This is a genomic window from Fibrella rubiginis (genome assembly GCF_017353185.1).
GTDB classification, from domain to species: Bacteria; Bacteroidota; Bacteroidia; order Cytophagales; family Spirosomataceae; genus Fibrella; species Fibrella rubiginis.
In genome coordinates, this window is the sequence record NZ_JAFMYV010000002.1 from 761512 (window position 1) to 775193 (window position 13682).

General features: G+C 56.6%; 7 protein-coding genes. 3 read left to right on the plus strand and 4 right to left on the minus strand.

Annotated elements, in window-relative coordinates; genetic code table 11:
• Window positions 1-177 precede the first annotated feature (177 nt).
• The 3 genes from J2I47_RS06705 to J2I47_RS06715 all read right to left on the minus strand — a co-directional run bounded on the left by J2I47_RS06705 (window position 178) and on the right by J2I47_RS06715 (window position 5105).
• Window positions 178-2091 (minus strand): S9 family peptidase, encoded by a 1914-nt coding sequence (locus tag J2I47_RS06705; protein WP_229374323.1) that lies wholly within the window; start codon window positions 2089-2091, stop codon window positions 178-180.
• A 117-nt stretch (window positions 2092-2208) separates the two neighbouring features.
• Window positions 2209-2898, minus strand: coding sequence for a hypothetical protein (locus J2I47_RS06710; RefSeq protein WP_207363767.1), 690 nt, complete (start codon window positions 2896-2898; stop codon window positions 2209-2211).
• A 44-nt stretch (window positions 2899-2942) separates the two neighbouring features.
• Complete coding sequence (locus J2I47_RS06715; protein WP_207363768.1) at window positions 2943-5105, minus strand: prolyl oligopeptidase family serine peptidase; 2163 nt, start codon at window positions 5103-5105, stop codon at window positions 2943-2945.
• Between the two features lie 290 nt (window positions 5106-5395).
• On the opposite strand from J2I47_RS06715, the gene J2I47_RS06720 reads away from it, so the two are divergent.
• The 3 genes from J2I47_RS06720 (at window position 5396) to J2I47_RS06730 (ending at window position 10290) form a co-directional block, all read left to right on the plus strand.
• The gene (locus tag J2I47_RS06720; protein WP_207363769.1) at window positions 5396-7318 is read left to right on the plus strand and encodes a pseudouridine synthase; all 1923 of its coding nucleotides are present in this window, start codon (window positions 5396-5398) and stop codon (window positions 7316-7318) included.
• 276 nt (window positions 7319-7594) lie between these two features.
• Window positions 7595-7972: a BlaI/MecI/CopY family transcriptional regulator gene (locus J2I47_RS06725; protein ID WP_207363770.1), complete on the plus strand. Its 378-nt coding sequence runs from the start codon at window positions 7595-7597 to the stop codon at window positions 7970-7972.
• Entirely contained in the window at window positions 7969-10290 is a 2322-nt protein-coding gene (locus J2I47_RS06730; RefSeq protein ID WP_207363771.1) for a M56 family metallopeptidase, read from the plus strand. The genes J2I47_RS06725 and J2I47_RS06730 overlap by 4 nt, the downstream gene beginning before the upstream one ends.
• A gap of 55 nt (window positions 10291-10345) precedes the next feature.
• Here the strand turns inward: J2I47_RS06730 and J2I47_RS06735 are convergent, their stop codons facing one another.
• The gene (locus J2I47_RS06735) at window positions 10346-13681 is read right to left on the minus strand and encodes a M4 family metallopeptidase (RefSeq protein ID WP_207363772.1); all 3336 of its coding nucleotides are present in this window, start codon (window positions 13679-13681) and stop codon (window positions 10346-10348) included.
• Between the last annotated feature and the right edge of the window lies 1 nt (window position 13682).

Below are 13682 nucleotides of genomic sequence, written 5' to 3' on the forward strand. Positions count from 1 at the left end.
GGGGATTAGTAGTGCAGCTTCGCGCTCTAGGCTTCGCGCTGGTGGCCCTTCGACAGGCTCAGGGTGACAGGGACGTTGAATCAATTCAAGAGGATTGTTTTAATTTCCTGTCACCCTGAGCTTGTCGAAGGGCACGATGCGCGAAGCTACACCGACCACGGTAATTTATACACTCCCTTATCGCTGTGCCGTTTCGGTACCCAGCAGGTATTTGTCCAGAAACTTGCGCACGGCCTCGTAAGCCACGATTTCATTCTCTTTCTTGGCAAAACCGTGCCCTTCATCGGGGAAGGTGACGTACTCGACGGGAACGCCATTTTTGGTCACGTTCGCCACAATCTCGTCTGACTCGATCTTGAGCACGCGCGGGTCATTGGCCCCCTGAATAACAAGCAGCGGCTTTTTGATTCGTTGCGTATGGAACAACGGCGATTTATTGTAGAGAGCCACCGAATCGGTCTGGGGGTGCCCAATTTCTTTGAACATGGCATCACGTTGTGGTCCCCACCAGGCAGGCATGGAGTTCAGTGTCCGCAGCCAGTTGGCTACGCCAAAAATATCGACACCCACCGCAAACTCATCAGGCGTGAAGGTGAGGCCTGCCAGGGTCATGTAGCCCCCGTAGGAGCCGCCCATGATGCCAATTTTGTCGGGCACTACGTAGCCGGTCTGGGCCAGAAACTTCTTCGATTCCACGCAGTCGCGCAGGTCAGCGTCGCCGTGTTTGCGGTCGTCGGCAGCGTAGAACGTTTTGCCGTAACCCGATGACCCTCTGTTGTTTACGGCTAGCACCACATACCCGGCGTTGACCAGATACTGCACCAGCGGCGAGTAGTTCAGGCGCGTTTGGCCACCCGGCCCGCCGTGGATGCTCAGGATAGCCGGGCGCTTGTTGGTAGCTGAGGCGTCTTTAGGTTTATAGAGCAGGGCCGGAATCTCCATCCCGTCGAAGGATTTGTAGCGGATCACCTCACCCGTAACCAGGTCGGCGGGGTCAATTTCGGGGTTCAGCCCGCGTACCAGCGGCGTAGCTTTTTTGGCGGCGAAATCGTAGCTGAACAGGGTGGCGGGTGCGTTGGAGCTGTTCACGAAAAACAGCATCCGTCCTTCGCTGTCGCCGATGTTCACGCCCGTAACGTCACCCGCCGGCAGGCCCTGCATAGCCACGGTCTGCCCGCTGCGGGTATCGATCAGGCGAAGTTCGGTGCGGGCGTCGTTGTTCACCGACACCACCCGGTAGCGGCCTTTGTAGGAATAATAATCGGCGGCAATGTCCCAGCTGGCTTTGTCGAGGGTTTCTGTTTTTCCCGATTTCAGGTCGTAGGCCTGTACATAGGCAAACTCGCCGCCCGCATCCGTGCGGATCAGGAGTTTGGCGCCGTCGGGGCTGAACTCCTGCGGGCTATTGGCTACCTCGCCCGTATGAGGCGTCAGGTTTTTAACTTCTTTCGTCTGTGTATTAAACAGGTACGCATCGCTGTTGGTAGTTGTCACGGTCTTACCGAGGGCAATGTACCGCCGGTCGGGCGAGACGTCGCCGGGGAAAAAGCCGCCCCCGTTTTCGTAAATCATCCGGGGTTTCATGGTAGCCAGGTCCATCTCGAATACATCGAAGGCGGCCTTGTTGCGGGCGTTCGATTGATAGTAAAAACTCTTGCGGTCATGGCTCAGGCCGGCGTACTGGTATTTGGCATTCGGTCCGGGCGTCAAATCCGTTACGGCTCCGTCCTTCTCGCGCAAATAAATGTGCGTCAGTTCATTACCTCCCTGATCGGCACTGTACAGAATCCGTCCGTCGGGCAAATAGCCAAGCACATACAGCGATTCCGTTTTGGAGTGGGTAAGTTGTTTGGGTGTCCCACCGGCAAAAGGCACTTCATATAAATTGAAGATGCCGTCCTGATTCGAGCTATACAGCACCGTCTTTTCATCGGGCGAGAGGTCGGCCCCGCCAAACCGGACCGTCTTCATAAACTGCCCGATGGTATAGGTTTTTACCGGCTTCTTGGGCAGGTCGCCAGCCAGCAGTGAGCCTGCCAGCAGCAGACTACAGGGAAGTGTGTATGTAAGGAAGCGTGCAGATGGGTGCATAGGGGGTCTGAGACGAACGTTAAAGAGACTAAGCTACCAGCTTATTGATAGACAAGCTACTCGATTTTGTGAGCGGTACTTATCAGCGCTAACGGCTTCTGACCTCAAGGCCTGGGATTAGTTGGCCGGAGAGGGATCACCAGTAATAGACGGCATAAACGAGATCCATGCTTCCGACTTGTCGCCCATGGTCACGCCAGCATCGAAGGGGAATTTGGTGGTCGTCACGTCGTTCTCAAGATATAGCGAACGGGGACCAATAAACTGGCCTCCTTTCTTACTGTACTGCCAGGACAAGTCGAACGTCTGCACGGCTTTATCACCGATGGCAGCGGGCATTGTCAGGCCCGATACGACCGTCTGATTCTGGTCGGGCTGGAGGCAGTTGGTGACCATACACGAGCGAATCTGGTACCCTTTGCTGACAGGAAACGCGGGTTTCACCCGACGGGTGAAATAAGCTTTAACGGTGTAGGTAATGAGACCATTCTGGCCAGCCGGGGCCGATTTTTTGGCTTGGTCAAACGGCAATGGCGTTGACTGGGGTTGTCCTTTTGTGGGCTTCGCCGTGCCGAGCAGTGCCCCGTTTTTACCATAAAACTCCAGTTTGACGAACGTAAATTCACAATCAAATGGCCGGGGTTTGCCATTACTCATGATGCAGTTCAGCTTAGGCAATTTCGGATTCTTCGGAACAGTGAAGGTTTTGTTGCCGGGGTTGGTGAGCGTGGCCGAAACCGGCCCCTGTGCAAACAGAGTAACTGGAAGAGACAGGCATACTGCCAGGAGTAGGGATGTGGTTTTCATGGTCGGTAAGTCAGGAAATACACTACAGTCAATGGCTTGTCAGGTTATTTTTTAGCCACGCCGGCTGGTTGAAAGTCGGGGTGCCCAGCCTGCCATAAGGCAAAGGCATACATATTGGCGAAGTTGCGGAAGGTAACGGCCTTGTCTTCGGTGAAGTGGCCGTTGTCGTAATTGACCTGCATGAGCACCGGCTTACCCGACGACGTTGCGTTTTGCAGGGCGGCGGCAAACTTGCCCGGCTGCCAGGCGATTACGCGGGGGTCGTTCCAGCCCCCCACGCAAATAACGGCGGGGTATTTCGTGCCTGCCGTAACATGGTTGACCGCATCCATTTCGTAGAGCGCCATGCATTCGGTGGAGTCTTTCACGGTGCCAAACTCCGCCGCATTGACGGGGCCGTTGGGCGAGTTTTCCATCCGAAGAGCATTCGAGCAACTCACGTTGCTGATGGCGGCAGCAAACAGGTCAGGCCGCTCGGTGATGGCCCGGCCAATGAGCACCCCGCCGGCGCTCGTACCCATGCCAATGAGCCTACCCGCGCTGGTGTAGCCGTTTTTGATGAGGTACTCCCCACTGCTGATAAAGTCTTTCCAGGTGTTGGGCTTGGTGGTTTTGTAGCCCGCCTTGTACCATGCCTGCCCCTTCTCGGAACCGCCACGCGGATGAGTTTCGGCTACCACCACGCCTTTGTTGAGCAGGGCCAGCCGCTGCCGCGCAAAGACGGGCACCGACGAATTGCCGTAGGCGCCGTAGCCATTCATGAAACAAACCGCGCTACCGTCGCGCTTCAGGTCTTTTCGATAAATAAGCGACAGCGGTACCATGGTGCCGTCGTGGCCAGGAATTTCCAGTTCTTCCACTACCAGGTCGGCTACGCCGGGGTAATCTACCTTCACATCGAAAAGGCTGCTGACCAGCTTTTGAGTAACGGGGTCGTAGTCGTAGACGACGGTGGGTTGCTTCCAGGAGCTAACGTACGCGAGCACCTCATTACTATGGGCAGCATCGTAGGCTTCCAGGCCGGTAGTGCCACTCAGCGGAATAGGCACCTCAGCCCATTGCCTGCTGCGGGGGTTATACTGCCTGATTTTCTCGTTGATGCCATCGCTCAGTGTTACAAACAAAAAATCTTTGGATGAGCCTACTCGTGTAATGCGCTGTTTGCCCTCCGGTAGTAACACGGTAGCCTTGGCCGGATTGGGGTTGGTGGCGTCCGTTACCAGAATCTGCCCATTGGGTGCCCCTTTCACGCTTTCCAGAAACAACTGATTGCCCAGTTTTACGAAACTACTGACGCTGTCGGTGACAGTACAGAGCCGTTTCCAGGCTATGGCCGGCTTGCCCACTTCCGAAGCCGGGGCCACCCAGGCCGTGGCCCGGCGGTCGACCGTACCCAGGTAGCCGTATACCTGTGTGTTGTCGTCGGAGTAAAACATAATCGGATACTGATCGGCCCGAATACCAAAATCAGGGTTCTTTTCGATAGAGAACAGGTCGGGGTCCGTGGCCGGATTGGTACCGAGTTTATGCAGCCGCCCTTTAGTGTTCAGGTTACCTTTAGGGTCTTTGGTATCCATCGAGTTGTTGGGCGTGTATAAAAATCCGCTGTCGTCGGGCAGCCAGCTTACCTCGCCCCCGAAGACGGCGGTGATGCTCTCCGGGCCAAAGGTTTTCGTCGCTACGGTCATGGTACGGATGGTGGACAGCTCGGCTCCGCCTTCCTGCAATCCAATAACCAGTTTCTGACCGTTGGAAGAGGGGGTGAAAGCGGTCATCAGGTACGTTTTGCCCGGCGCGTAGGCGGCGGGGTCGAAGAGCATTTTTTCAGCACCTTTCTGGCCTTCCCGCATGTATAGTTTACCGGCCTTTTCGGTGGGCAGTGTTTTGCGGTAGAAGTACGTGTTGCCCCGTTTTTTGATTTCGCCATACCGCACCGACAGGTGACTGTCATAATCGGCGAAGGTGTCAATGAGCTTGTCTCGCCCCGGAATCTGGGCGAGAACGGCGTTGGTGTAGTCGCCCTGCGCTTTAAACCAGGCTGCGGTTTCGGGGTTAGCCATATCTTCGAGCCAACGGTAGTTGTCTACAACCGTTTTGCCAAAATAGGTGTCGGTCACGGGCCGTTGGGGCGTGGGTGGCAGCGCAGGTTGGGCAACGGTCTTTTGCAAAAGCAATACAGTTAGGGTAAGGGCCAGGAAATAGTTCATATTCTGGTTTGAGAGGAGTGATATGTACAAACCTATTGAACAGTTAGTTACGTTTCATAAGCACCTTCGTAAGCGGTAATCCGTTTACTAGCCGGATAAGTATTGATGGTATTTTCGTCAACGATGGCATAAGACCTACCCGGACCCCTCGATACAGGCAAATCCCCGGAATAGAATTGGACAAAAAGCTGTATCTTTGCGGCCCCATTGGCCATCAGCTATTCCCTTTATCGGCTGACTGTCAGCGGAATTAAGCCAAAACAGGCAGTTGATGCAGACTGCATTTTTCCATGAAACGAAATTCGAATAACAACGACCGCCGGGATGGTGAAGGTCGTTCAGGTGGCCGTCGCGATGATGCCCGCCCCTTTAACCGTGACAACCAGCGCGCTGGCAGTGATCGGGATGCCGGATCACGCCCGGCCTACCCACGTCGTGACGACGACCGGCCCCGTTCCGACGCCCCTCGTTCCTATACTAAAGACAACGACCGCAAGCCCTACGGCGGCAGTAGCGATGGCCCCCGTAAACCATACAAGCCTTTCATGGGTGGCACTGGCAACCACGGTGACTCGGCCCGCAAACCCTTCGAGCGGAAACCCTACGCTGGTGGCGAGCGCAAGCCTTATGACGGTGAACGTAAGCCTTACGGTGATAAACCACGCTCGTTTGACCGTGACCGGACAGACGACCGTAAGCCTTTCGACCGGGAAGCCGGACCCCGTAACGACGGGCCGCGCAAACCCTACGCCGGTGGTGACCGCCGCGACGACCGTCCACGCGACGGCGACCGGTCGACGTTTGAGCGCAGGCCCTTCAACCGCGACGATAAACCCCGCTCATTTGACCGCGACGCTCCGCGTGAGCCACGTTCCTTTGATCGGGATGCTCCCCGCGAACCGCGCTCGTTTGACCGTGATCGCAACGACAGCCCGCGCCCGGCCCGCTCATATGACCGCGACGAGCGCAAACCGTTTGACCGCGGTGAGCGGCCTGCCCGCCCCTTTGAGCGGGATAACCGTAACGACGGACCGCGCGACAACCGCGATGAGCGTCCCGCCCGGCCATTTGAACGGAAGCCCTATGCCGGAGGCGACCGGAATGATGACCGCAGGCCGTTTAGCCGCCGCGATGATGACCGCCGCAGTGAGGGTCCTCCCCGCGAGCCTCGCTCCTTTGACCGTGATGAGCGCAAACCCGTTGACCGGAGCGACGAACCGGCCCGCGAACCACGCCCCCGTACATCGGCCAACCGCCGCGACGACCGTAATGATGCACCCCGGGCACCCCGGAATGCCGGACCACGCTCGTTTGACCGCCGCAGTGACAGCCCGCGCGACGAACGGCCACGTGCTGACGAAGGCGAAACCGGCGAGCGGCACATCGAACGCCGCACGGGTTATTTCAAAAGTGCGCCCAACTACAACATGGACCGCATGAAGGAAAACTTGCCGCAATCGCGGAAGGTAGCGAGGAACCTGGAACGTGAACGCAAAAGTGACCCTAACGCCATCCGGCTGAACCGCTATATTGCCAACGCGGGCATTTGCTCGCGCCGCGAGGCCGACGAGCTGATTGCCAAAGGCGACGTGCAGGTAAACGGCACCGTGATCACCGAGATGGGTTACCGCGTAAAACCCGGCGACGTGGTGAAATACGGCAACAAGGTGCTGAACCCGGAGAAAATGGTGTACCTGCTGCTCAACAAGCCGAAAGATTACATCACCACCACTGAAGACCCTGAAGAGCGCAATACGGTCATGGACCTTATTGCCGACGCCGGTCCGTTCCGTCTTTATCCCGTTGGCCGCCTCGACCGCAATACCACGGGTCTGCTGCTGATGACCAACGACGGCGAGTTGGCCGGTAAGCTGACGCACCCGTCGAACAACGTGAAAAAGGTGTATCAGGTAGAAATCGACAAGCCCATCACCGACGAGCATTTCGAGGCCATCCGTGCGGGTGTAGAACTGGAAGACGGCTTCATTAAGCCCGACGACCTGGCTATTGTCACGCCCGATGCCCAGGTAATTGGTGTGGAAATTCACTCGGGCCGTAACCGCATCGTGCGGCGCATGTTCGAGCATTTCGGCTATGTAGTCACCAAGCTCGACCGTACAGTTTTCGCCGGTTTGACCAAAAAAGAACTGCCCCGTGGTAAGTGGCGGTTCCTGGAAGCCAAAGAAGTGGTAAAGCTGAAGTACCTGTCGTAAGAAGTACTATTGATCGTTGTCGCTTGGCTTCGCCGAGTGACCTGTATTCAAAGGGCCTCCGGCCCGTAGGCTGAATTGTAAAGGGTATTGAAACCCTCTCAACGTCGCACTACGGGCCGGAGGCCCTTTGATATAGGTCACTCGGCGAAGCCAAGCGACAACGATTAGTAGTACTTCTTAATACTTACACCCCTTTTTATTCTTTATAACTAAGTCAATAGTTTTTTAACTAACAAAATAGTACTAACTTCGTTTAGACACAAACTAACCAGCCCTATGAGAGAACTAACCAATGCCGAAGAAGACATCATGCGTGTGCTCTGGCGCCTGAAGAAAGGATTTGTCAAAGACGTACTTGCCGACCTCCCCGTTCTGGATTCGACAGGCGAAAAACCAGCCTACAACACCGTATCGACCATTATTCGGATTCTGGAGAAGAAGGGCGTGGTGGGTTACACTGCCTACGGAAAGACCCACGAATATTACCCGCTGATATCGGAAGACGAATACCGCCGGTTCCAGACCGAGCAACTTATGACCAATTATTTCGATGGGTCGCTGCAAAAACTGGTGTCGTTTTTTGTGAAAGAACGCAACGTGAGCCTCAACGAAGCCGATGAGATCATCGACCTTCTCAACCGACAAAAGCCATGACCACGGCCCTGCTCGATTCGCCCCTGCTGCTCTACTGGTGTAAGGCTAACCTGTATCTGGCCTTGTTCTACGGCTTTTACTGGCTGCTGCTCCGGCGCCATACGTTTCTCAGCCTCAACCGGGTCTACCTGCTGGCCTCGGTGGTGGTGGCGTGGCTGCTGCCGCTGGTCAACATTCCGGGTCTGGCCTGGGCGTGGCCCTGGGGCACCGAAGAACCGGTGGTGACCGCGGTTGCGGCAGACCTGGGTACCGTGATGGCCGTTGCTGTGGCACCGGAAGCTCCGCTCCTGCCCGACTGGCCAACGCTGGCCCTCTGGCTGGCGGGTGCCGTGGCGCTTGGTTTGCTTATCCGCACAGGCTGGCGTACGGGGGCGTTACTCCGGCTCATCAGGCAGTGGCCAGCGCAGGTATTGCCCACCTATACGCTCGTGCACCCCACCGACGCCCAAACGCCCACGTTCTCGTTTTTTCGGTACCTGGTGCTCAATCCCGACGATGCCCATACAGAAGCTGTGCGGCAGCACGAACTGGTACACATACGGCAGCGGCATAGCGTCGACGTGCTGCTCATGGATGTGTTACAGGCCCTCTGCTGGCCCAATCCGGTGCTTTTTGGCTACCGTCGGGCCATTCGGCAGGTGCATGAATTTCTCGCCGACCGCGACGCCCTGACCCAAGCGGCCACTGACCGCGACACCTACGCCCGCTTCCTTCTCGACTATGCGTTTCACCTCCCCAGCCGCGGGACCGAAACCGCCCCCGATGGCCTGACGCATTCGTTTGGCCCCGCCCAACCCGAATCGCCCACACTAAAACAACGTATTCAGATGCTGTATCAACAACACACCAACCGCCGCGCCCTCTGGAAATACGCGCTTATTATGCCCCTTGCCACTGCACTGCTGGCCATGACTACGCGCCCAGAAGCATCCACTGAGGTAGCCACTACGGCGACAGTAACAAGTGGCATTGCTCCGACCGAGGCTACCATAACGGCCTCCATAGATACGGTGCTGATAGAAGGGCGAGTTATTGACCGGGCCACGCGCAAGCCACTACCGGGCGCTAACATTGTCATCAAAAATGATACAAGGGGCACTACCGCAAACGCAGAAGGCAATTTCAAAATCAACCTGCCAAACGATAAGCCAGTCACACTTGTGGCAAGCTTCGTCGGTTTTAGGTCAGAAGAAAGGGAGATAAAGGCAAATGGGCGACACATTATTCTGCTGGTTGCCCTCGCCAGCGAAACTGCCGACGTATCGTCTGTGCCCATGACCAGTCCCCCCAGTACGGCAACGGCTCCCATCGGCAGCGAGAATGAAGTATTTACGGTGGTAGAGCAACAGCCTGTGTTTCCCGGAGGCATGCAGGCACTGACCAAGTTTCTGGATGATAATATTCAGTACCCGGACGCAGCCCGGCGGGCGCAGGTGTCGGGTAAAGTATTTGTCCAGTTTGTGGTGAATACAGATGGGTCTCTTGGTGATCTGCAAATTTTGAAGGGCCTTGGTTTCGGCTGCGATGCCGAAGCTATCCGGCTCATGAAAGCCATGCCCAACTGGGTACCCGGTCGGCAGAGCGGCAAACCTGTTACCGTCAGATATAACCTACCCATTAATTTCCAGTTGTCAGATAAGAAGTCAGGGTACGTTGCACCAACACCGAACAGGCAGTCGGCCCCCAGTTTCCCAGGTGGGGAGTCAGCACTGTTATCGTTTTTGATCAAGACTATTCATTACCCTAAACGCGCCATTAAAGCCAACATAGATGGCACTTCCTTGATCGAAATGATTGTGAACGAGGATGGCTCATTAAGCAATATTCAGGTGCTCAAGAGTATTGGCTTTGGCATTGACGAAGAGGCCGTTCGGATCGTGAAGCAAATGCCTAAATGGAATCCGGCCCTAGAAAATGGTAAACCCGTGGCCGTGAAGTACGTGCTGCCCATTAGATTTCAGTTGGATGACAAGAAGACGGGGTACGTTCCCACACCAGACCCTATTCAGGTAGGGGTGTACAGTTTTCCAAGAATAGGGTTATCCAGCCTAGCCACTACTTCAAACAAAGCTGAATCAACAACGTCATTTCACGTAATCAATCGAACAAACGCCATTGGCGATGGTCGCGAACCGCTGTTTATTATTAACGGCAAAAAAGCTGACAAAGCCACGATGCCCGCGCTGGACCCCAACACCATTGAATCTGTCACTGTGCTTAAAGACAGTTACGCGAGAAATAAATACAAAGAATACGGTGACGAGGCAAGGTATGGTGTAGTGGAAATTACGTTGAAGAAGAAAGAACGGAAAGAATAAGGTTGCCCCACCTGTCAGTCGGTTCTCCTGTAGGGGCGGCCCCTCGTGGTCGCCCCTACTCGCGTAGCACCTTGCGCTGGACGCGGCCTTTGTCGGTGTCGATGGTGATCACATACAAGCCTGCTGGCAAGGCACTTACATCTAGCTCCAATGGCTTTTGCAAGGCGTTGGTTTGTTGCTGGACTGTAGCCCCGCCCGTGCTAACCAAATCCGCTTTTTGCCAGGTCACGCCCGTGGGCAGCTCTACAGACAAGCGGCTGCGGGTGGGGTTGGGAAACAACCGCACGTCGCCAACCCAGGTGGGTTCGGTAGCCAGCAACTGCTGCACGTCGATGGTGCGGTCAACGGGCGTGGCGGCATAGGTCTGGGCGTTACCATCCTGGAACGCCCGCACCACTACCTGCCCTACGGCACTCATTTTCAATACGTTGCCCGACAGTGTGGCCGCACCGCTCATGACTTTGAATCCCACCGGCAAATTCGCCGACGACGTGGCCGAAAGCGTCAGATCCCCCTCATTGAGAAACCGACTGCTGGGCAGGTTAAATGTCAGCGTCTGGCTCACGCGGTTGGGCAGGGCACGCGCCACGTTGCTGTACCAGACCGGCCACTTTGCCCCCGTAATTAGCGGTGAAGCCGATCCTTTGGGCGAAATCTTGTCAGCATCCACGCCAATGAGCGCCACGGCCTCTTTACTATTCTTGTCGACGGTGCCGAACACCACGGCGTTGTCGGTGCGCGAATAGCTTGGGAAACCGAGCGTGTTGTTGGTGTAAAGGGCCTGCACATCGCTGGTTTCAATGTTAGCTCCCAGCACATAATAACTCTGGTCGTTTTCGTCGAAATAGTCAAACGCAATGACGTTGGGCGCCGTCTTGGCAAACGACGGATTGCCAATGCTGACCCCCTCATCGAGGTCGGTAAACAGCTTCTCGATAACCCCGTCGGCGAAATTTTTCTTGGCACCATCCCAGGCGTGCAAAATGCCTACATCCCAATAATCGACTGCGGTACCAGAGGCGTTTTTGAGCTTGTTGAAGGCGTCGTAGATGACGTATTCACCCGAATAATCCCACTCAAACGAGTCGGCGTAGGCCACTTCCCCGGTTTTCACGCCCTGCGCCGTGGTGGGGTTGTAGAGCTTGAACGTCTGCCATTTGCCCAGGTCGAAGCTGTAGACGTACATCTTTCCGTCCTGTTTATCTGTCAGCGCCGCCAGCCGCGTACCGTCTTTCGACACCGCCACGTTGGCCCAGCCTGCCTCCTGAGAAATCACGGTTTCCGACGCGGGGCTGGTCAGGCTGCTGGCCCGGATCTTCCCGTCGCTGCCCACAAAAACAGCTACCTTACCGTCGTCAGTCACGCTGGGGCGACGAAGTAACTTCGAGGTGCTTCGGGCCGTGAAAGTCGTGACGGGGTAAGTTGTTGTGAACAGTTTACCACTCGATACGTCGACTACGCTGATAAAATCCTGCCCCGTCGAGGCGGGGATAGTCGGCTTGGTGTCGACAGGCGTGCTGCTGCCTTCCACAATGCCCACCGCGTCGAAGGCGGCTTTGGCGGCGTTTACTTCAGCGCTGCTGGCTCCGTAGGTATCGGTGGCGGCCCGGATAATGGCCAGCCGCAGGTCGATGAATTTCGACGAACGGGTGAGGTATTGGGTCAGTGCTTTGTAATACACCTGCTCGGCTTTGTCCTTACCCACGCTGGCGTTGCTGGCGAAGAGGTAAAAGGCGTAGTTGGGAATGCCGCTGTTGATGTGTACGCCGCCGTTGTCTTCGGTTGTGTTTTCATACTGCGCCATCGTTTTTGGCTGGTAGCCGTTGTCGTTGGTGCCACCCTGATTGGGGTTGGCCATGCTCCGTAATGCCCCCGACGGAAAGTATTTAGCCACGACCACGTCTTCGCCAAGGGTCCAGTTGGCCCGGTCGATGAGCACGCCAAACACGTCGGCAAAGGACTCATTCAGGGCGCCTGATTGGCCCTGGTAAGCCAGATTGGCCGTATTCTGAATAACACCGTGGCTCATTTCGTGACCGGCCACGTCGAGTGCTCCGGCCAGGGGCTTAAAGCCTTTATCGCCGTTACCGTAGAGCATGTACTCGCCGTTCCAGTAGGCATTGTCCATGCCCTTGCCTGTTTCGGGGTCGTTGACGTTGATGATCGACGTGATGGTGCCGCCGCTGCCGTTGATCGATTTCCGCTTGAATGTTTTCAGAAAATAGTCATAGGCAATGCCCACGTTATACTGCGCCGACGCGGCTGTGGGTGTCCAGTTGGTATTGTTGGCCGATGCCACCTGCCGCACCTCGATATTGTCGCCGTAGGTGTTGGCCGCATCAATGGTCCACAACCCGCCAACGGGGTTGTCGGGCAGTTTTGATTTGGTCTTGTCGAAGATTTCCCGGCTGGCATCGAGCAGGATGTACGTGTTACCATAGAGGTACGTTTTGAACGACCGCGTAACGCCGTTCAGATCCCGCGCTGAGGCATCTTTCGACCCATCAATGCTACAGGTGCTGTTGTGTTTAGCCAAAACAGCTCCCGTTTGGGCATCAACCACATACTGCCAGCGCTGCACCAGGTTGGGCCGCACGGTGAGGTCGTAGGCCAGCCGGGCGGGCGCGGGCTGATCGGCGCTGCCTGCGTAGACACAAAGGCTACCCGACACCGGCTCCATCTTCAGCACATTCTGCCCGAACATCCGCACCGGAATCGTTTTGCCCACATCGCGCAGGGCAGCTTTGCCCGCTGCTGCCAGCGACAGTTCGGGCTGCACGTCGAGCGTGGCGGGAATAGGCTGGTACTGCCCGTTCACCAGCGTCACCTCGCCGTTGGTGAGGTGAACGGCCAGCTCAGCTCCGTAGACCGGCACGCCCCGGTGGGTCTGGGCCATGCGGTAGTGCGTTTGGCCCAGGTCATCGTCGGCGATAGTCTGCCTGATCTGTAACGACTGCTCTGGACTGCCCATGCCCAGCAGCCCTTTTATTTCGCCCAGAAACGCATAAGCAGCAGCCTGCGCCGACCGCCGGCCGTTGCGATTTGTCCCCGGCCGCGGGTTCAGGTTCTCGATGTAGATCGGGAGGCCCGACCGGCTGTCGCGCACAATTTTGAGCCGCAGGGGTGGTACCTGTAGGGGGGCTTTGCCGGTGGCCGTAAGCGTTTGTGGCTGCATCCGGCTGGTGGGCAGAGGGGCTTCGGCAGCGTTCAGGCGCCTGGCCAGAGTAGGGTCGGCAACGGCCGTTTTTTGCTTTCGCGAAAAGCCGGGCAAACCCGTTTCCACAGGTCCCGTAGTCAGGTCGGCGGGCCTGGCCAGTTGGGGCGTTTGCGCCAGGGCGATCCCGCCAGCCAGCGTCGTAAGCAGCGCAGTGAGGTAGAGGGTGTGGTTCATG

Bases quoted from the DNA above. Each gene is read 5' to 3' on its own strand.
- J2I47_RS06705 (WP_229374323.1), bottom strand. From the start codon at position 2,091: ATGCACCCATCTGCACGCTTCCTTACATACACACTTCCCTGTAGTCTG.
- J2I47_RS06710 (WP_207363767.1), bottom strand. From the start codon at position 2,898: ATGAAAACCACATCCCTACTCCTGGCAGTATGCCTGTCTCTTCCAGTT.
- J2I47_RS06715 (WP_207363768.1), bottom strand. From the start codon at position 5,105: ATGAACTATTTCCTGGCCCTTACCCTAACTGTATTGCTTTTGCAAAAG.
- J2I47_RS06720 (WP_207363769.1), top strand. From the start codon at position 5,396: ATGAAACGAAATTCGAATAACAACGACCGCCGGGATGGTGAAGGTCGT.
- J2I47_RS06725 (WP_207363770.1), top strand. From the start codon at position 7,595: ATGAGAGAACTAACCAATGCCGAAGAAGACATCATGCGTGTGCTCTGG.
- J2I47_RS06730 (WP_207363771.1), top strand. From the start codon at position 7,969: ATGACCACGGCCCTGCTCGATTCGCCCCTGCTGCTCTACTGGTGTAAG.
- J2I47_RS06735 (WP_207363772.1), bottom strand. From the start codon at position 13,681: ATGAACCACACCCTCTACCTCACTGCGCTGCTTACGACGCTGGCTGGC.